This window comes from Halosegnis rubeus (genome assembly GCF_009184545.1).
Lineage (GTDB): Archaea > Halobacteriota > Halobacteria > Halobacteriales > Haloarculaceae > Halosegnis > Halosegnis rubeus.
The window spans coordinates 270,782-291,081 of record NZ_QJOW01000004.1; the positions used below are offsets into that span (position 1 = coordinate 270,782).

The 20,300-nt window shown below is 67.5% G+C and carries 26 protein-coding genes and 1 pseudogene; 20 read left to right on the plus strand and 7 right to left on the minus strand.

What is annotated here, in order from left to right; translation table 11 throughout:
* Positions 1–23 precede the first annotated feature (23 nt).
* Positions 24–332, plus strand: a complete 309-nt coding sequence (locus DMP03_RS11135) for a transcription initiation factor IIB family protein (RefSeq protein ID WP_152120731.1) — start codon at positions 24–26, stop codon at positions 330–332.
* On the opposite strand, the gene DMP03_RS11140 is transcribed toward DMP03_RS11135, so the two are convergent.
* The 5 genes from DMP03_RS11140 to DMP03_RS11160 are packed head-to-tail and all read right to left on the minus strand — an operon-like array spanning position 333 to position 3,966.
* A complete protein-coding gene (locus DMP03_RS11140) occupies positions 333–824 on the minus strand; it encodes a phosphopantetheine adenylyltransferase (RefSeq protein ID WP_152120732.1) in 492 nt (163 codons plus the stop codon). It abuts the gene before it with no gap.
* Between the two features lie 47 nt (positions 825–871).
* A complete protein-coding gene (locus tag DMP03_RS11145) occupies positions 872–1,321 on the minus strand; it encodes an ArsR family transcriptional regulator (RefSeq protein WP_152120733.1) in 450 nt (149 codons plus the stop codon).
* Between the two features lie 57 nt (positions 1,322–1,378).
* Positions 1,379–2,449: a glutamate--cysteine ligase gene (locus DMP03_RS11150; protein ID WP_152120734.1), complete on the minus strand. Its 1,071-nt coding sequence runs from the start codon at positions 2,447–2,449 to the stop codon at positions 1,379–1,381.
* A gap of 43 nt (positions 2,450–2,492) precedes the next feature.
* Positions 2,493–3,122 carry a fibrillarin-like rRNA/tRNA 2'-O-methyltransferase gene (locus tag DMP03_RS11155; protein WP_152120735.1) on the minus strand — a complete coding sequence of 210 codons (630 nt, stop codon included), beginning with the start codon at positions 3,120–3,122 and terminating at the stop codon, positions 2,493–2,495.
* Positions 3,115–3,966 (minus strand): NOP5/NOP56 family protein, encoded by an 852-nt coding sequence (locus DMP03_RS11160; protein WP_152120736.1) that lies wholly within the window; start codon positions 3,964–3,966, stop codon positions 3,115–3,117. The genes DMP03_RS11155 and DMP03_RS11160 overlap by 8 nt, the downstream gene beginning before the upstream one ends.
* Positions 3,967–4,063: 97 nt before the next feature.
* Here DMP03_RS11160 and DMP03_RS14360 point away from each other — a divergent pair, with 97 nt between their 5' ends.
* The 3 genes from DMP03_RS14360 to DMP03_RS11170 are packed head-to-tail and all read left to right on the plus strand — an operon-like array spanning position 4,064 to position 5,270.
* Positions 4,064–4,615, plus strand: a complete 552-nt coding sequence (locus tag DMP03_RS14360; protein ID WP_172967137.1) for a hypothetical protein — start codon at positions 4,064–4,066, stop codon at positions 4,613–4,615.
* Entirely contained in the window at positions 4,516–4,749 is a 234-nt protein-coding gene (locus DMP03_RS14365) for an ATP-binding protein (RefSeq protein WP_328593021.1), read from the plus strand. Before DMP03_RS14360 ends, DMP03_RS14365 begins: the two co-directional genes overlap by 100 nt.
* 38 nt (positions 4,750–4,787) lie before the next feature.
* Positions 4,788–5,270, plus strand: coding sequence for a dihydrofolate reductase (locus DMP03_RS11170; protein WP_152120738.1), 483 nt, complete (start codon positions 4,788–4,790; stop codon positions 5,268–5,270).
* 1 nt (position 5,271) lies between these two features.
* Here DMP03_RS11170 and DMP03_RS11175 read toward each other — a convergent pair whose 3' ends face one another.
* Positions 5,272–6,273: a lysylphosphatidylglycerol synthase domain-containing protein gene (locus tag DMP03_RS11175; protein ID WP_152120739.1), complete on the minus strand. Its 1,002-nt coding sequence runs from the start codon at positions 6,271–6,273 to the stop codon at positions 5,272–5,274.
* 67 nt (positions 6,274–6,340) lie between these two features.
* On the opposite strand from DMP03_RS11175, the pseudogene DMP03_RS11180 reads away from it, so the two are divergent.
* The 15 genes and pseudogenes from DMP03_RS11180 to DMP03_RS11245 form a co-directional block, all read left to right on the plus strand.
* Positions 6,341–6,544: pseudogene (locus tag DMP03_RS11180) on the plus strand (RNA-guided endonuclease TnpB family protein); the annotation flags it as partial.
* 174 nt (positions 6,545–6,718) lie between these two features.
* Complete coding sequence (locus DMP03_RS11185) at positions 6,719–7,165, plus strand: DoxX family protein (RefSeq protein ID WP_152120740.1); 447 nt, start codon at positions 6,719–6,721, stop codon at positions 7,163–7,165.
* Between the two features lie 48 nt (positions 7,166–7,213).
* Positions 7,214–7,786, plus strand: a complete 573-nt coding sequence (locus tag DMP03_RS11190) for a flavin reductase family protein (RefSeq protein ID WP_152120741.1) — start codon at positions 7,214–7,216, stop codon at positions 7,784–7,786.
* 118 nt (positions 7,787–7,904) lie between these two features.
* Positions 7,905–8,882 carry an aldo/keto reductase gene (locus tag DMP03_RS11195; protein WP_152120742.1) on the plus strand — a complete coding sequence of 326 codons (978 nt, stop codon included), beginning with the start codon at positions 7,905–7,907 and terminating at the stop codon, positions 8,880–8,882.
* Positions 8,883–8,924: 42 nt separating this feature from the next.
* Positions 8,925–9,632 (plus strand): YqjF family protein, encoded by a 708-nt coding sequence (locus DMP03_RS11200; RefSeq protein ID WP_152120743.1) that lies wholly within the window; start codon positions 8,925–8,927, stop codon positions 9,630–9,632.
* Positions 9,633–9,659: 27 nt separating this feature from the next.
* Complete coding sequence (locus DMP03_RS11205) at positions 9,660–10,142, plus strand: PH domain-containing protein (RefSeq protein ID WP_152120744.1); 483 nt, start codon at positions 9,660–9,662, stop codon at positions 10,140–10,142.
* Positions 10,132–11,676, plus strand: a complete 1,545-nt coding sequence (locus DMP03_RS11210) for a PH domain-containing protein (protein WP_152120745.1) — start codon at positions 10,132–10,134, stop codon at positions 11,674–11,676. Before DMP03_RS11205 ends, DMP03_RS11210 begins: the two co-directional genes overlap by 11 nt.
* A 37-nt stretch (positions 11,677–11,713) precedes the next feature.
* Complete coding sequence (locus DMP03_RS11215; protein WP_152120746.1) at positions 11,714–12,289, plus strand: DUF998 domain-containing protein; 576 nt, start codon at positions 11,714–11,716, stop codon at positions 12,287–12,289.
* Positions 12,290–12,329: 40 nt separating this feature from the next.
* The gene (locus DMP03_RS11220; RefSeq protein ID WP_152120747.1) at positions 12,330–13,967 is read left to right on the plus strand and encodes a potassium channel family protein; all 1,638 of its coding nucleotides are present in this window, start codon (positions 12,330–12,332) and stop codon (positions 13,965–13,967) included.
* A 40-nt stretch (positions 13,968–14,007) separates the two neighbouring features.
* Positions 14,008–16,458: a penicillin acylase family protein gene (locus DMP03_RS11225; RefSeq protein ID WP_152120748.1), complete on the plus strand. Its 2,451-nt coding sequence runs from the start codon at positions 14,008–14,010 to the stop codon at positions 16,456–16,458.
* Positions 16,455–16,799, plus strand: a complete 345-nt coding sequence (locus tag DMP03_RS11230; RefSeq protein WP_152120749.1) for a hypothetical protein — start codon at positions 16,455–16,457, stop codon at positions 16,797–16,799. The genes DMP03_RS11225 and DMP03_RS11230 overlap by 4 nt, the downstream gene beginning before the upstream one ends.
* 33 nt (positions 16,800–16,832) lie before the next feature.
* Complete coding sequence (locus DMP03_RS11235; RefSeq protein ID WP_152120750.1) at positions 16,833–17,627, plus strand: HAD-IIA family hydrolase; 795 nt, start codon at positions 16,833–16,835, stop codon at positions 17,625–17,627.
* A gap of 36 nt (positions 17,628–17,663) precedes the next feature.
* Positions 17,664–17,822 (plus strand): hypothetical protein, encoded by a 159-nt coding sequence (locus DMP03_RS14370; protein WP_172967139.1) that lies wholly within the window; start codon positions 17,664–17,666, stop codon positions 17,820–17,822.
* 310 nt (positions 17,823–18,132) lie between these two features.
* Positions 18,133–18,384 carry an MTH865 family protein gene (locus DMP03_RS11240; RefSeq protein ID WP_152120751.1) on the plus strand — a complete coding sequence of 84 codons (252 nt, stop codon included), beginning with the start codon at positions 18,133–18,135 and terminating at the stop codon, positions 18,382–18,384.
* Between the two features lie 40 nt (positions 18,385–18,424).
* Positions 18,425–18,994 carry a peroxidase-related enzyme gene (locus DMP03_RS11245; protein ID WP_235908664.1) on the plus strand — a complete coding sequence of 190 codons (570 nt, stop codon included), beginning with the start codon at positions 18,425–18,427 and terminating at the stop codon, positions 18,992–18,994.
* Here the strand turns inward: DMP03_RS11245 and DMP03_RS14635 are convergent, their stop codons facing one another.
* Positions 18,995–19,348: a DUF4396 domain-containing protein gene (locus DMP03_RS14635; RefSeq protein WP_235908667.1), complete on the minus strand. Its 354-nt coding sequence runs from the start codon at positions 19,346–19,348 to the stop codon at positions 18,995–18,997.
* Positions 19,349–19,706: 358 nt separating this feature from the next.
* Between DMP03_RS14635 and DMP03_RS11255 the strand changes: the two genes are divergently transcribed.
* Entirely contained in the window at positions 19,707–20,261 is a 555-nt protein-coding gene (locus DMP03_RS11255) for an AsnC family transcriptional regulator (RefSeq protein ID WP_152120779.1), read from the plus strand.
* Positions 20,262–20,300: the final 39 nt, after the last annotated feature.

A 20,300-nucleotide genomic window follows, 5' to 3' on the forward strand; every position in this document is an offset into this window, starting at 1 on the left:
GGGTCGCCGCTCGAGACGTGAGCATGTACCGCGCGAGCGACGAGGTCGACAACGAGGCGTGGCTCGCCGACCTCGAGCGCGCCTGCGACCGACTCGACCTGCCGAGCGAGACGCGCTCGCGGGCAGCTGACCTCTTCTTGTCGACGGTGCCGGACGGCGACCGGTCGAAACAGCCGGCGCTCGCAGCAGCGCTCTACGTCGCGACGCTCGCCACCGGCGAACGCCGGTCGCAGGGCGACGTGGCCGACGCCGTCGGCGTCTCGCGGCTCTCGGTCCAACAGCGCTGGAAGTCGCTGATGGAGTCTGCGGGACTGGAGCCGCCGAGTTGGTAGCTACTGGCGGGCCGCCTCGCGCCCGTCGCGGTCGGGCGTGAGGTTGCCGTGTACATCGATTTCACCGTTGACGATGCGCGTCGAGGAGATGATACCGCCGTCGTCCGCGGTGACGTGGTCGACGACCTCGATTTCGAGGGGTTCGAGCCCTTTCTCGCGGCGAATCTCGTTGATCGTCTCGCCGCCGTCTTCCGTTTCGGGGGAGACGATGAGCACGTCGAAGCCGGGTTCGGTGGCGATACCGGTCGGCTCCGTGAGTTCGCGAATCTCGAACTCGCGGTCGTGTTCGCTCGCGAGGGTAGAAAGCGCGGCGGCGAGGTCGGCCTTACGCTCGTCGAACGGGCGGACGTACCGCTCTTCGTTGCGCGTCTTCGGTGCGAGCGAGTCGCTCGTCAGCCCGACGGTCACGTCGCCAAGCTCGAAGGCGCGAGCAAAGAGTGCGCGGTGGCCGTCGTGGACCGGGTCGAACGTTCCCCCGAGCGCGACCTGCATATCCGGTTCAGAGCGCCCCCCGGTAAAGCCGTTCCGCTCGGCTCCCGTCAGTCGTCGTCGCTGACGGAAATGGAGACGGGTCCGTCCCCGCGGCGCTCGCGGCCGTCGTCACCGAGCACGGCGTCGAGTTCGAACACCGTGTTCAGCTCCGCCTGCACGTCGTCGACGATGTCAGCGACGAGTTCGCTGGGCGCAATCGTCTCGTACTCATAGGGGTTGTTACCGGCCCCCGCCGCGGATCGCTTTTCTCGCAGCACAATTTCCTCCTGGTGGAGCGCGGCGAGTGACTCGCGGACCGTACTCGGATACAGCCCCGTCCCCTCGGCGATTTCCTCGCTCGTCGCGGGTGCGTTCGTCCGGAGGTACACGTAGATGCGCGCCCGCGTCTCCGTGTCCAGCACCCACGCGAGCAAGTCGAGGATGCGGTCGTCGAGTCCCTCTGTTGCCGCCAGTCGTTGCCGGGGCTCCCCACCCGTATCGGAGTTGTCCGAACTCATCGTTCGGTCGATGTTGAGGGGTCTCGGAGGAAAAAACGCCACGCTCACCCGCGCTCCTCACAGGGTCAGCGACGCACACAACTCGTCGAGGTTCTCCTCGCGGAGTCGACGCTGCTGGCTCGCGCCCGACTCGGCGCCGTACAGTTGCCTGATGCCGGTGACGCCCAGTCGCTCGGCCTCTCTGTCGACGAGTTCGCCGAGCGGGACCGACCGCTCGAACTCACGGTCCAGCAGCTCGGCGTCGTGGCCGTGGCGAAGCGCACGCCACTTGTTCTCGTCTAACGGCTCACGCCGGTGGCGATACCCCGACTCGCCGTCCTCGTAGCGGGCCGCGAGGTCCTCGACCAGCGCCTTCGTGTACTCCACGAACGCGAGGACGCGCTCGGTGTCGGACTGGCCGTCCGGCGTTCGCACCTCCACGGTGCCGTGGCCCGAGTGCGGCCGCACGTCGTACCATAACTCCCCGCGGTCGTTGATGCTCCCCGTCTCCACCATCGTGCGCTCGAAGTCGGCGTACGCCTCGAAATCGCGGAACATCGTCGGCATCCCCGTGTTCGGGAGGTTCTCGAATATCTTCGCCCGGGCGGACGCGAGTCCCGTGTCGAAGCCGTTCCAGAACGGCGAGTTCGCGGAGAGCGCCAACATCACGGGCAGCGCCCACCGGATCTCGTTTGCGATCCACGTCGCCTTGTCGGCGTCGTCGACCCCGACGTGGACGTGAAGTCCGGCCGTCGTGTTCCGGTGTTGTGGATACTGAATCCGGTCGAGTTGGGCGCGATAGCGCGGCTTCGAGGCGTGTTCGAGTTCCCGCCACTTCGCCAGTGGATGTAGGCCGGCGGCGGCGATCTGGTAGTCGTGGCTCTCGGCGTGGGCGACGAGCGCGGCCCGGACCTCTCGCACCTGTTCGCGCGCCTCCGCGAGTGACTCACATCGGGGCGTCTGTATCTCGATGACCGATTTGAACAGTTCGTGGTCGAGTTTTCCCTCCAGCGTCGCGGGCGGGTCGGCACCGTAGACGAGCGTGTCGGTACCGGCGGTGGGGCGTCCGTCCTCGTCGACGACGAAGAACTCCTCCTCGACACCGAGGGTGCCCATCCGGTCGAATGCGTCCGCCGACCCCAGTTCCATCGCCCGAAAATCTGCCCCCCGCGGATAAAGTGGTTCCGCTCGCTTACCTGGGCCGCGCGACGACGCCGAGGTGCGAATCGTGGAACGGCTCCAGCCGCCTGGTTTCGAGCACTTCGTACGAGTCCCGCAGCGTCGCGAGTTCTCGTTCGAACACCTCGCTCGGGTCGGCGACAACGTCCTCCGAACGCGCTTTGATGGCCGCGAGCAGTCGCCCCTCGCCGTCGAGGAACTGTGCGTTCGCGTTCGCCACCTTCGCCTGCCCGCGCGTCGCCACGTCCTGCACGATAACGTCGACCGGTTCGACGACGTGGGCGTACGTCTCCGGCTTGCGCGCGTCTTTCAACAGGGGGAACAGTCGGTCGCGCGGCTCCGCAGCGTCGAGTAAGTCCCGCGTCGGTCGGGGCGCGAACTCGACGGCGTAGGTCGGCCCGGCGAAGTCGGCGACGTGTGAGACGGTCGTCCCCGCGGCCGCGCCGAGATACAACACCGTCCCGCCGCCGACGAGCCCGGTTTCCATTCCCGTTTCCAACATCGCGCCGAGCTTGGAGCGCCGGGCGTCCCACGCCCGCCACTCGCCGTCGGCCGGCTCGCCGTACACCGGCTCACCCCGCGTTGCCAGCCGCGACTCCCCGTCGAACTGTCGGCGCTCGACGCCGTCGGGAAGCTCACTCATCGGTTTCCTCCTCGGCCCGCGCTCGAATCGTCGCCATCCGGTCTTCCAGTTGGGTCTCTATTTCGGGGTTGAACTCCCCGCGGTAGTGGTCGCCGCGGGCGGCGATGGCGAGTTTGCCCGACAGCGCGCGTGCCGCGCTCCCGCGGTCTGCCTGTCGCGTCCCGCGCACGTACTCGTGGGTGAAGATGACGCCGTGTTTGGGCGAAGGCGCACGCCCGCGGAGATGAGCGAACAGCGCGTCTTCGGCCCCGAGCACCTGTATCGTGCCGGCCGGCTTCTTCGCCAGCGACTCCAGGCCGCCGGCGAGCGCGATGAGCCGCGCCGCGAGCACCGGTCCCGCGAGTCGCGCGAGGTTCGGCGCGACGGACGGAGCGGTCTGTTGGATATACTCGCGGAGGTCCTCGGCCTCGTCCGCGAGCCCGGCCACCCGGTCGGCCAACGCGACCACCCGGCGCTCGGTCGGGTCCGTCGGGTCGCGCTCGGCGATGTCGCGTGCGCCCTCGATGCCCGTGCCTGCGTCGGGAAACAGCGACCCGGCCCACTCCTGGACGCGCTCTGCCAGTTCGTTCGCCGTGCGGTCGCAGTCGTCCATGCCCCGAACCGCGTGGATGAGCTGTCGGTCGCCGGCCCGTTCCCCCTCGCGGACGGCCGTCTCGGTCGCCGCCATCGTCACCTCGTGGAGACGGTCGTAGTACGCCTCCTCGTCGGTGGCGACGCCCTGCTCGACGGCCAGCGTCGGCCACTCGGTCGGCCGCGCGGCGCTTCCCGTTCGGACCCGCTCGCTCGCGGCGTCGGTGTCACCGACATCGACCCCCGCGAACCACGCGTCCGTCTCCTCGGTCATACCCCCCGTTGTCGGTCCCGCGGTAAAGCCGTTCGTGACTGCACGCGACCGCTGGCGAGCACTACGCCTTTCACCCCTGGTCTCGTCGGGCGAGATAATGGACGGACGCCGCGGTGGGGTACGGCTCGCAGTCCCCGAACAGGTGGACTACTCGCTCGTCGACCGGCTCGCGGCGGCCGACGGCGTCACCGTCGAGGAGACGGCCGCCCTCACGGGCGACAGCGTCGACGGCGGCTACGACTGTGCGGTCGTACCCGTCGACAACAGCGACACCGACCGCGTCGAATCGACGCTGCCCACGCTGTACGTGGCCGAGCCGGCGGCGCTGGCCGGTTTGCTCGGCCCGCGTGCGGATGCGGTCACGCCCGGGACGACCGTTGAGGAGCCGGTGGCTCGCGTGCGGGCGCTGGTCGAGTTGGGAGGCGGGACCGAGACGCGCGCCGTCGGGCGGATGAGCGACGGTCTCGTCGCGGTCAACGAGGAGTGGCGAGTGACGTGGGCGAACGACGCCGGGAAAGCGGTGTTGCGCGCGTCGAGAGCCCCGTCACCGTGCGGGCGACGTTGGACGAGACCACCGTCGATATCGCGGTCTCTGACTCGGGCGACGGCGTGCCGAAACGCGAGCAGGCGGTTATCGCAGGGGGACTGAGCATCTCTCAACTCGACCACAGCCGCGGGCTCGGACTGTGGGTCGTCTCCTACGTCGCCGAGTCACTCGACGGGCGGCTCCGGTTCGAGGACGACGGCACCGAGGTCGTGCTCGCCGACCTGCCGGTGGAATGAGCCAGTATTCCTATACTTCGACCGTCCCAGGTGCCGACGTGGAGCTCATCTCAGTCGCCGCGATTGCGGGCAACCGCGTCCTCGGCAAGGACGGCGAGCTACCGTGGCCGAGCATTCCGGCCGACAAACGCCAGTACCGCGAGCGAATCGCCGACTGGCCGGTGGTGCTCGGCCGGCGGACGTTCGACTCGATGCGCGACGACCTGCCGGGCACCGTCCAGATCGTGCTCAGTCGCTCCGAATCCGACTACAGCGTCGACTCGGCACGCCACGCCTCGGGCGTCGATGCGACGCTCGACATGCTTGAGGCGACGGCTCACGACCGCGCGTACGTCATCGGTGGTGCCGCCATCTACGAACTGTTTCAGCCGGTCGTAGACCGGATGCTGCTCAGCCGAATCCCTGGTGCGTACGACGGCGACGTGTACTTTCACGAGTGGGACCGAGACGCGTGGGAGCTCGCGAGTCAAACCCCCTACGAGGAGTTCACGCTGGAGGAGTGGGTTCGCAGACGCGAGTGAGCTACGAGCGGCGTGCACGGAGAAACGCCACGGCGCTCCCACCACAGCCGAGTGAAACACCGAGTTCGAAGGTCCGGACGACGAGCACGCCTGCGGTGGCACTCGCGGCCGGGACACCAGTCGTGGCGACGAGCGCACCGACCAGCAGGAGGTCGTACGCGCCGATGCTCCCGGGGATGGGGACGACGCTCGCGGCCTGCGGGAGCGGAATCAACGCGACGATGGTGATGAGCGCGACCCCGGGTTCGGCCGCCGAGAGCGCGACCCACAGCGCACTCGCCGTGAGACACTGTTCGAGGAGTCCACCAGCCGCGATGAGCGCGACGAGACCGGGCGCGTCCCGGAACGCCGCGGCACGGCCGCGGAAGCGAGCGACCGCGGTCGAGACGCGTTCCCGGCCGTACTGTTCGGTGCCGAGGAGTCCCGAAAGCGCCGCGACGACGGGCGTGAGCGCGGACACGACAACACGGGCAAGTAGGTCACGCGCGAGGACGAGCGCGACACCGAGGAGTGAGAGCGCGACGGCGGCACCGGCGAGCGTGACGAGCAGCGACCGCGGGGCGGTGCCTCCGGCGAGCAACACCGTTACGAGCACCACCGAAAGGAGGAGCTGAGCGGCGGACTTGGCGTACTTGGCGACGCTGCGCACGCCCAGCGCCTCGCTGTAGTCGGTCTCCGTCGCGACGGCGAAGAACTGCGCCATGATCGGCTCGGAACTTACCGGTCCCGCCGGGCTGAACACGTCGAAGAAGTCGGCGGCGAAGGCGAACTGGACGCTTCGCCGTCGCGAAAGCCCGCCGTTCAGCGGACGGACCGAGGCCCACACGCCGATGCCGTCGACGGCGGCTTCGGCAAGAATCAGCACGGCGACGACGGCGACGGCCCAGCGGGGGACCGCAGACAACCGGCTGACCACCGCGGTCGGACCGACGTACCAGAGATATCCGCCGAGGGCACCGCCGCCGAGGAGCACGCCGATGAGAAACCGGACACGGCGGTGCACACCAGACAGCGGGAGGGGGTCAACAAAAGCCCTCGGGGCGACACACGACGGGGCGACTACCCAGACATGTAGGTTCGAGGCGGATAGAGACGCGAACGCGGCGTGGAACATTCGTTCTCGCGGTATCACAAAGCGGTTAGGAGCGGGACGCTCCGAATTAACGCCTGTGGAGACTGCGCTCCCTGTGGATACACCTGTATCTGCAAAGCGCGTCGTGGAAGCAGGAAGCCCCACCCTCAAGGAGCGAACGGCGTCAGCCGTGAGCGAGTAGGGGAGGGTAGTTCACGAACGGTGTACGGGCAGCAAATAGCGGGGAGAGATAGTCCACGACCCACCAGATAACACGCGTGTAATGCGGTGACACCGGGGTTCGCAAATAGGTATATACCCGAGCGTAGTACGGGGTAGTGATGCAATCTGACAACGCTTCGACGGTGATGTACCGATGAGTCTGACCACCCTGCAGGCCGACCTCCTCGCCCAGTCGGGTGCGGGCGAGATTCTCCTGCTCGCGCGAATCGTCTTCGGCGGGACGCTCGCGTTCATGGGACTGAACCACTTCATGGACCTCGAGACGATGACGGGGTACGCGGAGTTCAAGGGACTTCCCGCGCCGCGCTTCTCGGTCGTCGCCTCCGGCGTGATGCTCGTGCTCGGTGGACTGGGTATCGTGGCCGGCGTTTATCCCGTCGTCGCGGCGGGTGCCCTCGCCGTCTTCCTGCTCGTGTCTGCCGTGACGATGCACGACTTCTGGGCACAGGACGACCCCGAAGAACAGCAAAACGAGATGACCGCCTTCCTGAAGAACATGTACGGGACCGGTGCGGCGCTCGCGTTCCTCGTCCTCGGCGGCGTGGAGTGGAGCTACGCCGTCAATCTCGGCCTGTTCTGACGCCGGCGAACGACCCGGACTTTTCTCACCCGCCCGCGAGGACGAGGTATGGAGATCGAAGTCGCGGAGGGTGACTCGCTGTACCGAACACTCGCTGGTGCAGTCGTCCCCCGACCAATCGGGTGGATTTCGACGCGGGGGAAAGAGGGTGACAACCTCGCGCCGTACTCGTTTTTCAACGTTGCGACGCCGAAGCCCCCGACGCTCGCGTTCTCGGCCGGCACGGCCGCGGCCCGGAAGGACACCGCGCGCAACGCCGTCGAGACGGGCGTGTTCGCCCACAGCGTCGTCACGGCCGACCTCGCCGAGGCCATGAACGCGACGAGCACCAGCCACGGGGTCGACGAGTTCGACCACGCCGGCCTGGACAAACGAGAGTGTGAGACCATCGACGCACCATCCGTCGCCGCCTCACCCATCGTCTTCGAGTGCACCGTCGTCGAGACGGTCGAGCGGGGCGTCTCGACGCTCGTGCTCGGCGAGGTACAGCACGTCCGCGTGGACGACGAACTGACGACCGACGGCAAGCTCGACACGACGAAGCTCGACGCGCTCGGTCGGCTCGCCGGCTCTGAGTACGCCCTGACGCGCGACCGGCTCTCGATGGCGCGCCCGGAGTAGCTACGGCTCACCGCCCACTGTGTTCTTCCTCGTCGTCTGTTCCGTGCGGTTGGCGTACGCGACCGCTGCAAGGAGTGTGGCGACATAGATTTTTGTCCCGGCCGTGAGTCTCTCGCGCATGGAGTACACCACGCTCGGGGACACGGGCATCGAGGTGTCGCGTATCTGTCTCGGCTGCATGAGCTTCGGCGACCCGGACTGGCGCGAGTGGGTCCAAGGAGAGGCGTTCGGCCACGACCTCGTGGAGCGGGCCGTGGATTTGGGAATAAACTTCTTCGACACCGCGAACATGTACTCACGCGGCGAGAGCGAGCGCATCCTCGGGGACGCGCTCGCCGGCTACGACCGCGACGCGCAGGTGGTCGCGACGAAGACCTACTTCCAGATGCGCGACGACGACCCCAACTCCGGCGGGCTGTCCCGGAAGGCCATCGAGCAGGAACTCGACGCCTCGCTCGACCGACTCGGCATGGACACCATCGACCTGTATCAGACCCACCGGTGGGACGACGACACGCCAATCGAGACGACGCTCGCCGCGCTCGATGACGCCGTCCGCCGCGGGAAGATTCGCCACTTCGGGGCCTCCTCGATGTGGGCCCACCAGCTCGCGACGGCCCACGCCGTCGCCGAGCGGGAAGGGTACGACCGGTTCGCGACGATGCAGAACCACTACAGCCTAGCCTACCGCGAGGAGGAACGCGAGATGCTCCCCTACTGCCAGCAGGAGGGGATGGGCGTCATCCCGTGGTCGCCGCTGGCGCGCGGCTTCCTCACCCGCCCGCACGAGGAGTACATGTCGACGACCCGGGCCGAGACCGACGACTACGCGCTCGAACACCCATACCCGGACAACGGGGGGAAGGAGGTGAACGAGCGCGTCGAGGAACTCGCCGACGAGTACGACGCCGAGATGGCACAGATCGCCCTCGCGTGGGTGCTCGGAAAGGAGGCCGTCACGGCACCCATCGTCGGTGCCTCCTCGATTGAGCACCTGGAGTCGGCCGTCGAAGCCCTCGATATCGACCTCTCCGACTCCGACGTGGAGTGGCTGGAGGAGCCGTACGGGGCCGTCGAGGTGTCGGGCCACGCCTGAGCCGGCGTCACGCACAAGAGGCTCCCAGCCCTACGGGTTGGTATGAGCACCGACAGTCGCAACTTCGCGGGTCCGGCGGTGCTGTCGATGGTGTGGCGGGACGCGCTGTTTGCACACTGGGAAATGCCACCGGAGCGCATCCAGGAGACGCTCCCCGAGGGGCTGTCCGTCGACACCCACGACGGGAAGGCGTATCTCGGCGTCGTTCCATTCGTGATGGACGATATCAGCCCACGCGGAGTTCCGTTCGGGCTCTCCTTCGGCGAGTTGAATCTCCGCACGTACGTGCGCGACGCCGAGGGCGAGCCGGGGATTTACTTCTACAATCTGGACGCCGACGACCGACTCGGCGTCCACGTCGCGCGGGGACTGTTCCAACTGCCGTACTACCGAGCAGACATCGACGTGGGCCACGACGGCCAGGCGGTGAACTTCCGGTCGCGACGCGTCGGCGACGGCGAGCCGGCGGCGTTCGATGCCACCTACGAGCCGGCCGGCGCGCGACTCGACGCCGAGAAGGGGAGTCTCCCGCACTTCCTCACGGAGCGTTACCGCTTCTACACGGAGGGGCGGGGACAGCTGTTCTACGGCGACATCGACCACCCGCCGTGGCCGCTGACCGAGGCCGAGGTGGAGGTTCGCGAGAACGACCTGTTTCGGGTCAACGGGTTCGAGGAGCCGGAGTCGGAGCCGTTCTTCTACTACGCCCCCCGGACGGACGTGACCGCCGGGCGCATCCATCGGGTGTGATTTGTACCCGGGCGTGGTGGCAGACGTATGACCACTGAGACTCCCGACCGACAGACGCTCGATTCGGGCGTGCGCATCGTCTGGGGCGTCGGGTCGCTCGTCGGAGCCGTCGTCCTCGCGGGTATCGCCGGCGCGGTCGGCTTCGCGACCGTCGAGCGGATACTGCGTCCGGCGGGCGTGACGTTCCTCGTCGCCGCAGTCCTCGGGGTCGTGTACACGCTGGCCCGCTACCGGGCCTGGTGGTACGCCGTCGAGGCGGACTCGCTGCACCTCTCGCGTGGCGTCCTCACATACGTCCACACGGTCGTGCCGTTCGTGCGCGTCCAGCACGTCGACGTGTCGCGCGGTCCGCTCGAACGCGCGCTCGGGCTGTCGTCGGTCGTCGTCTACACCGCCGGCTCGCGCGGGGCGGACGTGACCATTCCGGGGCTGACCCCCGAGCGCGCCGACCGCCTCCAACAGCGGCTCAAGCGGCTGGCCATCGCCGCCGAGGGGGAGGATGCCGTCTAAGCTCGACCCACTTTCGGTTCCGTACCGGGTCGGCGTCTCGCTGTCGCGGTTCGGGTGGCTGCTCGTCGTCGGGACCGTCTCGGCCGGCACCCAGCGACTTCCCCTCCTCGTCGGGCTGTTCGGCGTCGTCCTGCTCGCGACGCTCGCGTATCAGGTGGCGTACGTCCGCCGGTTCTCGTATGAGCTCACGGCTGACACCTTCGACGTGTACTCTGGGGTGTTCTCCCGTCGGAGCCGCGAGATTCCCTACCACCGCATCCAGAACGTCGACGTGACGCGAAACGTCGTCCAGCGCGCGCTCGGTATCGCCGAACTCGCCATCGAGACGGCCGGTGGCGGCGAGACGGAGGCGACCCTCCAGTATCTGGACGCCGACACCGCAGACGAGCTTCGTGCCGCACTCAGCCGGCGGAAACGCGGCGAAACTGAGGACGGAGCCACGGAACAGACAGCCCGCGAGCGCGAGGCGCTGTTCTCGATTACCACGCGGGAGCTGCTGCTGTTGGGTGTGGTCGGACTCGACCTCCGGCTGCTTTCGTTCGTCGCCGTCACGCTCCCGGTCGTCCTGCCGTCGGTCTCAGAAGCGACGCCGCTGTTTGACCTCTTTCGGGTCGCCCCATTCCTGTTGGCCGGACTCGCCGTCCTCGCGCTCGCCGCCTCGATGGTGCAGGCCGTCGTGAGCTACTACGGCTTCGAACTCCATCGGGAGGGCGACGAACTCGGCTACCGTCGCGGGCTGGCAAAAGAGTACAGCGGGACGATTCCGCTGGATAAGGTACAGTCGGTCGTCTTGACCGAGAACATGCTCGCGCGCCGGCTCGGCTACGCGTCGGTCGCAATCGAGACGGCCGGCTACTCGCCGTCCGGTGACTCGGCCGGCTCGCAGTCCGCGGTTCCGCTCGCCGAGCGCGACCACGCCTACGCGCTGGCACAGGAGGTCGAGGCGTTCGGCGACCCGACCTTCGACCGTCCGCCGAAGCGCGCGCGGACCCGGTACGCCGTCCGGTACGCGCTCGCCGTGCTCGTGGTCACGGGAGTCGCGACGGCCGCCGTTCGGCTCGTCGAGTTCACGTCGCCGGTGCCGACGGCCACACTGCTTGCCGGACTCGTCCTCGTTCCGGTGGCCGCACATCTCCGGTGGGCGAATCTCGGCTACGCGGTCGAGGAGGACCACTTCGTCGCACGCGCCGGGTTCTGGAGCCGTCGGACGCAGGTCGTACCGTTCTACCGCACCCAGACGATAGCCGAACAGGCGACGATTTTCCAGCGCCGGCGCGACCTCGCGTCCGTGGTCGTCGACACCGCCGGCACGCACGGCTGGAGCGCGCCGAGTGCACCCGACATCGACGCCAGGCGGGCGAGTGACCTGCGCGAGACGCTCGAGGCACGGCTCCAAGCCGCACTGCGAGCGCGACGCGACACCGTCGAGTCGGCCGTGCAACGAATCGATTCCGACACGTCGGGCGAAGTCGACTCGGACACGCCGGACGACAGGGGAGGCCACGACCACGGAGACGAGCGGCCGCCGGAGTGAGAGGCGGATTTTTGTCCAGCGGGCGAAACGAAGGGGTATGAACACGACACAGCGGTCGGTCGCGGTCGGCGTGGTCGGCGTCCTCGTCTCGTTTCTCGCCATCCTCACCGCGGTCGGGACGGCGTCGTGGTTCTCGTGGGCTGACAACGCGCTCTCAGATTTAGGCGTCTCGGCCGGGGTCGCGCGACCGATTTTCAACTACGGGCTCACCGCGACGGGCGTGATTGCGCTCGGGTTCGTGCCCGCGCTGTGGCGAACCGCAGACCACCTCGCCCACCGGGTCGCAGTCGTCCCGTTCGTGATTGCGATGGTCGGCGTCGCCGGCGTCGGGCTGTTCCCCTCCGACCAGCCGCTGCACGCGCCGGCGGCCATCACCGCGTATCTCGCCTTCATGACGACGCCGACGGTGTACGGCGTCGGCGATCTGCTCGTCGGTGCGCGCCGGCGCGGAGTCGCGACGATTGCGAGCGCGCTCGCCCACCTCGGCTTCTGGGTAGTCTGGGCGACACAGTTGCAGGCGACGCTGCCGGGGTTGGCGGTGCCGGAGTTCGTCGGCTCGACGCTGTTCAACGCGTGGGTCTGTTACACGGCGACCCGGCTGTGGGACCGGTGAGTCAGACAGGGTTTTAGGTCGGCTCTCCCGACTCTCAGATATGACCACCTGGCGGCGACAGACAGCGAAGTTCGTCGGCGGTATCGTCGTCGCTATCCTCGTGTTCACGCTGTTGTACGACTACGGGATGACGGCCTTCGACAACCGCCCTCGGACGCTGTTGGAGTCGCTGCAGGTCGTCGTGGAGACGTTCACGACGACGGGATACGGCTCGGACGCGGGGTGGAACTCCCGGGTGATGACGCTGTTCGTCATCGTGATGGACCTGACCGGCGTCGTCTTGATCTTCCTCGCGTTGCCGGCGCTCGCGTTCCCGCTGCTGGAAGAAGAGCTGTCGACGACCGTCCCGACGAGCACCGACCTCACGGACCACGTCGTCGTCTGCGGCTTCAGCGAGCGGGCCGAGACGCTCATCGAGGAGTTGGAGTCGCGCGGCGTCGACACCGTCATCGCGGAGCCGGACCGTAACGCCGCGCTCGACCGGTACGAAGACGGCTACACGGTTGTTCACGCCTCGCCCGACACGGTCGACGGGCTGCTCGCGGCGAACATCATCGAGGCGCGCGCCATCGTCGCTGACATCTCCGACGAGGTGGACACCAGCATCGTCCTGACGGCGAAAGAACTGGCCGCCGACGTGCGCGTCGTCACCGTCGCGGAGAAACTCGACCACACCCGGTATCACGAACTCGCGGGCGCAGACGAGGTGTTGTCGCCTCGGACGCTGCTCGGGGAGAGTTTCGCCCGGAAGGTGACGACCGCCGTCTCCACGGACCTCGACGAACCGGTCGAGTTGGGCGAGAACTTCGATATCGTCGAGCTGTCGGTGCGGCGGGGGAGCCAACTCGTCGGTTCCTCGCTGGCGGAGAGCCGCCTGCGTGAGGAGACCGGCGTCAACGTCATCGGTCTCTGGTTCGACGGCGAGTTCCAGAGCCCGCCCGACCCGGCGGCGACCATCACCAGCGGAACCATCCTGCTCGTGAGCGGTCGCGACGACCAAATCGAGATGTTGCGCGAGCGCACACGGACAGACGTGCGCCGTCACGAATCAGGGAAGACGCTCGTCGTCGGCTACGGCGGCGTCGGCAGAGCGGTCTGTCGGATGCTGACCGAGGCGGGCCACGACCACACGACGGTGGACAAACGGGACATCGACGGGGTCGATATCGTGGGAGACGGCACCGAAGCGGAGACCCTACGCAGGGCCGGTATCGAGGAGGCGCGGACGGTCGTGCTCGCCATCGCCGACGACACCGTCGCCGAGTTCGCCACGCTGGTCTGTCGCGACCTCGCGCCGGACGTCGAGATTATCGTCCGGGCACAACAGCGCGAGAGCGTGAAGAAGCTGTATCGAGCGGGTGCCGACTACGCCCTCTCGCTGGCGTCCATCTCCGGCCGGATGACGGCGGGCACCGTCCTCGACGAGGAAGTACTCTCGATGACGACGCAGGTGGACATCGTCCGGACCGAGGCCCCGGGGCTGGTCGGACAGACCCTCGCCGAGGCGTCGGTGCGCGACGAGACGGGCTGTACGGTCGTCGCTGTCAGACGCGACGGCGACGAGGAGCCCCAGACCGAGGTGGGACCGGACTACCGCGTCAGCCATGGCGACCAACTCATCATCGCCGGGACGGACGAGGACGTCAACCGCTTCAACGAGCGATTCGGCAACTCCTGACGAGAGATACACTTTTTTATCGAGCGCGCCGGCGGTAGGTATGAACGACAGACGCAGCGCGGCCGTCGCGATACTCGCGCTCGCACTTCTCGTCTCGGGGGCCGTCGGTGCCGGCGGCTTCGTCTCGCTCGCCGCGCCCGGTAGCGGCGACGCGTGGACCGCGGCCACCGACGCGAACGACCGGAGCATCGGCGCGACGGCCGACCGCGCGCTCACCGGCCCGACGAGCGTCGAGTCACCGTACGGTGAGGCGACCGTGCGCTACGACCGCGAGGGCGTTCCGCACATCGAGGCCGACAACGAGACGGCGCTCTACTACGCCGTCGGCTACGTGCAGGCGCGCGACCGCCTGTTCCAGATGGACCTCCAGCGCCGGCTGATGCGGGGTGAGACGGCCGAAATCGCCGGCGAATCCACCGTCGAGAGCGACCGCTTCTACCGGAAGATGGACTTCGCGGGTGCGGCCGAGGCCTCGTGGAACGCGACGAGAGACACCGAAGCCGGCGACGCGACTCGCGCCTACACCGCCGGCGTCAACCACTACATCGACACGGAGCCGCTGCCGACGGAGTTCCAGGCGAACGACTACGCGCCCGACGAGTGGACGCCCGTCGACTCGCTGCTCGTCGGCAAACTCATCGCGTGGCAGCTCACCGGCGACTTCCGCGACCTCGAGCGCGCGACGGTCGCCGACAGCTTCGACCCGGGGGCGGTGAGCGAACTCTATCCCGAACAGCTCGACCACGACTCCACGGTCGTGGGTCGCTCACAGGGCGGTGACGTGACACCGGCGAGTGCACGGCCGAGCGCGTCACGGCAGGCTGGGACACAGGGCACGACCGGCGATTTCGCCGGGCTGTACGACCGTTACTCGACGTACGAGCGCTCGCTCGGCATCGGGTCGAACTCGTGGGTCGTCTCCGGTGAGCACACCGCAGACGGTGCGCCAATCGTCGCGAACGACCCGCATCTGTCCCTGACAGTGCCGCCCGTCTGGTACGAGATGCACCTCGAATCGCCGGAGATGAACACCCGGGGCGTGGCGTTTCCGGGGCTGCCGTTCGTCGTCATCGGACGGACCGAAAGCGTCTCGTGGGGCTTCACCAACGTCGGGGCAGACCAGACTGACCTCTACACCTTCGAGCGACCGACGGACGACACCTACGTCTACGACGGCGAGACGCGAGAGGTGCAGACGGAGACGGAGACCATCGAGGTGGCGAACGGCCCGGACGCCGGGGTAGAGATACGCAAGACGGTGAAGGGACCGCTGCTCGAGCGCGGCGGCCAGGAGGTGGCCGTCTCGTGGCTCGGGCTGACCGGGACCCGCGAGGGGCAGGCGATACACGACCTCAACCACGCTGAGGACCTCGCTGCCGTGAGCGAGGCGCTCCGGACCTTCGACACCCCGACCCAGAACATCGTCGCAGCCGACCGCGACGGCGGAACGCTGTTCCGCACGACCGGCAAGTACCCCTACCGGTACACCGACGGCGAGCGCGTCTCCGGTGAACTCCCGTTCAACGCGACCGCAGGTGAAGGGAACTGGCGCGGCTGGACGCCGTACGGTCAGACCGACTGGGACGCCGGCGGCTTCGTCCCCTTCGAGGACGTGCCCCACGTCGATAATCCGGACGTGCTCGCGACCGCGAACCAGCGCACGACCGACGAGCCGGGCTTTTATGTCTCCTACAGCGAGCGATTCGCCGACCCGTACCGGGGCGCGCGCATCTACGAGCGGCTCGAATCGCGGGTCGAGAGCGACAGACCGGTGACCGCCGCGTTCATGCAGGACCTCCAGCGCGACACCCGGTCGCTGGCGGCGGCCCGATATCAGGAGCCGATACTCGATGCTCGCAGCGAGATGTCGGCCGACGTGCGGACCGAGGCAGACCGACTGGTGGGGTGGGACGCCCGGATGAATCGTGACTCCCGGGCCGCGCTGCTGTACGCGCTGTTCCGTGAGGAGGTGCGCGGGGTCGTGTTCGGCGACGAGTTCGCGGCCGAGGGACTCGATTCGAGCTACTACCCGCACCACACGACGCTTCAGAATCTCCCGGCGGACAGCGAGTGGTTCGACAACGCGACCACGCCCGCGCGCGAGACGCGCGCCGACGGCTACGCGACCGCGTTTGAGCGGGCCGTCGAACGCGCCGAGGAGGAAGGGTGGCGGGTCTACGGCGACTACAACGTCGTCGACCTAGACCACCGATTCCCGCTCGCGTTTCTCGAATACCCCGAAGTGCCGACCAACGGCGGCCCGTTCACGGTGTCGAACTTCCGGGTGACGGGCGATGCGGGGTCGTCGTGGCGAATGGTCGTCTCGGGCAGTGAGGCGTACGGCGTCATCCCCGGCGGCCAGTCGGGCAACCCGTACTCGCCACACTATGCCGACCAGCTCGACCCGTGGGCCAACGGCGGCTACCACCCGATTCCGACCGAATCGAGCGGGCCAATCGTCATCATGTTCGACGAGGAGGGGGACGCATGAGCTACCTGACGCCCGACGCGCTCGCCCGGTTTCGCGACACCGAACGCGCGACGCAGGCGATGGTCGTCGCCTTCGCCGTCGGACTGGTCGCGACGTACGTGCATCCACTTGGTCTCGTCGTCGGTGGCGCACTGCTCGGGGGGACGGCGTCGTCGGTTCGGGAGGCGGTCGTCCTCGGCTCCGAGTTCGGCGTGACCGTCCTGCTCGCGTGGGCCGGACTGCTCGTCTGGTACGGCGTGCTCGGAGCGGTCGCGACAGCTGTCCCGCTCATCTACATCGCGCTCGCGTCGGCGCTCGCGGTTCCTCCGCTCGCGGCCGTCGCGGTGCGCGGGCTGGTCTGAGCCGTTTTTTACACTCCCCCGCGTAGCGTCGGTATGGATATCGACGCCGTCGTCGTCGACCTCGACGGAACGGTGTATCTCGGCGACGAACTGCTGGCCGGAGCACGCGAAGCTATCGAGACGCTGCGCGAACGCGGGTACGACCTGCTGTTCGTGACGAACAACCCGACCCGAAGTCCGGCGGGGTACGTCGACCGCCTCGCCGACCTCGGCGTCGAGGCGACGGCGTCAGAGATTCTCTCGGCCGGGACCGTGACGGCGGAGTTTCTGGCTGACCGCCACGCCGCCGACGCCGTATTCGCTATCGGCTCGGACGGGCTGTTCACACAGCTCGACGACGCGGGCGTCACCACCACGGCTGACCCCCAGCGGGCTGACGTGCTCGTCACCTCCCACTGTTATCAGTTCGACTACGAGGACCTCACCCACGGGCTGTGGGCGCTCGACGACGAGACCGCCTTCTACGGGACGGACCGCGACCTGACCTACCCCGACGACGACGGTCGTGAGTACCCGGGGTCGGGCGCAATCACCCGTGCCGTCGCCGGGGTCGCAGAGCGGGAACCCGACCGCGTGCTCGGAAAACCGTCGGGCGTGATGGTGGAACTCATCGCCGACCGACTGGCACGCCCCGAGCGCTGCTGTATCGTCGGCGACAGTCTCGATACCGACATCGCGCTCGGCGAGCGCGCCGGCATGGCGACGGTACTCGTCCTCTCGGGCCGTACCGACCACGTGGCGGTAGAGGATGCCCCCGTCGCGCCCGACTACGTGCTCGATGGACTTGCCGACCTCCCGGCGCTGCTCGACGACCGTGGTACAGTCTGACAAAGACTTATACCCAGTGGTGTGTAACCACTTCGTATGGAGATGATTGATAACCCATACGAGTACGGCGGCGAACGGATGGACGGCGGTCTCGAAGGTCGAACCCCCGAAGGGTGTGAGAACGGCGGCGACGCCGTTATCGTCGACGGCGAATCCGTCAGCTACAGGAGCTACCAGGCGCGCAACGGTGGCTGATTGCTAGCCGACGCCACCGGCTACACGCTGTTTTCGCTGTGAAAACGGGAGGAATTAGCTATGGCGTCAGGAGACGGCGAGACGTGGAGCCGTCACTCCTCGATGCCGATTGTTGAATTCCGTACAGATTGGAGAAACAAGCCGCGCATTTGTGTCGTCTCAGCCACCATCTCAACGACAAGCCTGTGTTGACCGGCACAGACGACAGGAATTAGGCCAGCGGGCGACCGACGCGAATAAACGCACGGTGGGTTTCAAACGTGGGGTACTCGAATAGTATATAAGTGAGGTGGCCGACAGTACGACCGCTATGGTAGACAAAGCAGAACTCCGCGAGCAGATGGAAGAAGCGTTCGGCGAAGCAGACTACCCCATCAGCAGTCCGATGGACCTCGTGCCGGCGCTTCCGAACGGCCCGGGGACGAAGTTCGAGTCCGGCGACTTCTCCATGACGGCGATGGAGCTGAACACGAAGCTCGGTGGCGGCGACTTCCCGTATGAGTCCGTCGAGGCGTTCGTCAACGACGTGCTGGCGAACCTCGAAGAGCAGGGCGAGATCTGAGCGCCGGCAGGGTTAACTCACGCCGTGTGGAAATGTCGGTATGACAGAGCCGATGGGTCGATTCGAGACCCCCGCGCTGGCGGACCTTCCCGACGACGTGCGAGAACGCATCGAGACGGAGACCGAGGAAGCCGGCTTCACGCCGAACGTCTTCTCGGCGTTCGCCTACAAGCCGAGCCACTTCCGCGCTTTCTTCGAGTATCACGACGCCATCATCGACGACGCGGCCATCGAGCGGGCCGAGATCGAGATGCTCATCGTCACCGTGTCGGGCATCAACGACTGTCTCTACTGTGTCGTCGCCCACGGCGCACTCCTGCGCATCTACAGCGGTCGCCCGAAGCTCGCCGACCAGCTCGCCACCAACCACCGGAGCGCCGACCTCACGGAGCGTCGCCGTGCAATGTTGGATTTCGCCGAGCTCCTCACCGAATCCCCGGGGGAGGTCGACGACGCCGCAGTCGCGGCGCTGAGAGAGGCCGGCTTCTCCGACGAGCAGGTGTGGGACATCGCCACCGTGGTCGCCTACTACAACCTCTCGAACCGGCTCGCGACCGTCGCGGATATGCGCCCCAACGAGGAGTTCTACACGCTCGGCCGGGGCGAGTAGTCAGGCCTGTCGCGGGTCAGCCATCCCGCCTTTCACGCCGACCGCGACCAGCCCGACGTTCACCGGGTACGCGACGAGGAGCCCGACGCTCAACGAGAAGATGAGTCCGGACCAGAAGAGCACGGAGCCGATATGTGCCTCGCCCGTAACCCAGATGTCCGTCCCGATTGCCGTCACCTCCATCACGGTAATCGAGGGCGTCTCCGAGTAGAGCGCGTCCGTCACCGCGGTGGCGAGCGATTCGCCTTCCTGCACGAGCAGCCCGACGGTGAGAGCGAAGCCGGCGAGATACGCACACGCGAACGTCGTCGCCGCGACGCCCAGCGTCGGCAGCGAGAGGATGCCGGCCGCCACAACGACGCCGACGACCTCGCCCGCGCCACACCCCGAATAGCAGTGCGCGACCGAGCGGTCCGGAGTACAACACCGTCAGCCCCCAGACGAACTGCATCAGCGGGGCGAGATGGCTGTTGTGCGCCCGGAGGTCGTACGCGAGGGCGACCAGCGAACAGGCGACCAGAACGACCCATACGGCGAGCACGCGGGGGTCGGTCAGTACGGCTTGGAGGGTTTCAACGACCATGAGCCGGCGTTCTCCCGACAGCAGTATGCACCTTGTGGCGACGCCCGACTCGTAGGCAGGAATCTGAATCTAGCGGGCGTGAACGCTTTGGTTTGTGAAGTATAACCACGGTGTGTGCCACTTGACGAGATGGATTTCGAGATTCTTTCCCTGCTCGCGGCGGACGCCCGCCGGCCGTACAGCGACATCGGCGACGTGGTCGACCTCTCCGGACCGGCCGTCTCCCAGCGAGTCACACGGCTGCAGGAAAGCGGCGTCATCGACGGCTTCACCGTCAGCCTGAACCGGGATCGGCTCCGGGCGGGCGTGGGCGTCCTCGTGACCGTCACCGATCCCGAGGACGTGGACGCGCTCGGCGACCGACTCGCCCGGGCCGACGGCGTCGAGGGAGTCTTCACCTCCGTCGACGGGACCGTCCGGTTCACCGGGCGGACGGCCGCAGACGACGTGCGCTCTTGGGTACACGCGTTGGTCGGCGAGGAGAGCTTCGACGTGGAACTGCTCGATAGCGTGACGTGGGAACCGTCCGTCGCGGGCGGCGGTTTCGCCGTCGCCTGCGCGGAGTGTGCAAACACCGTCGACTCCGAGGGCGAGTCGATTCGCCTCGACGGCGAGACGTACCACTTCTGTTGTTCCTCCTGTCGTGCCCGCTTTGAAGAGCGATACAACCGACTCAGCGAGTGAGTCAAACAGAAGGTAGTTGCCGGAGCCGTCACAACGGGT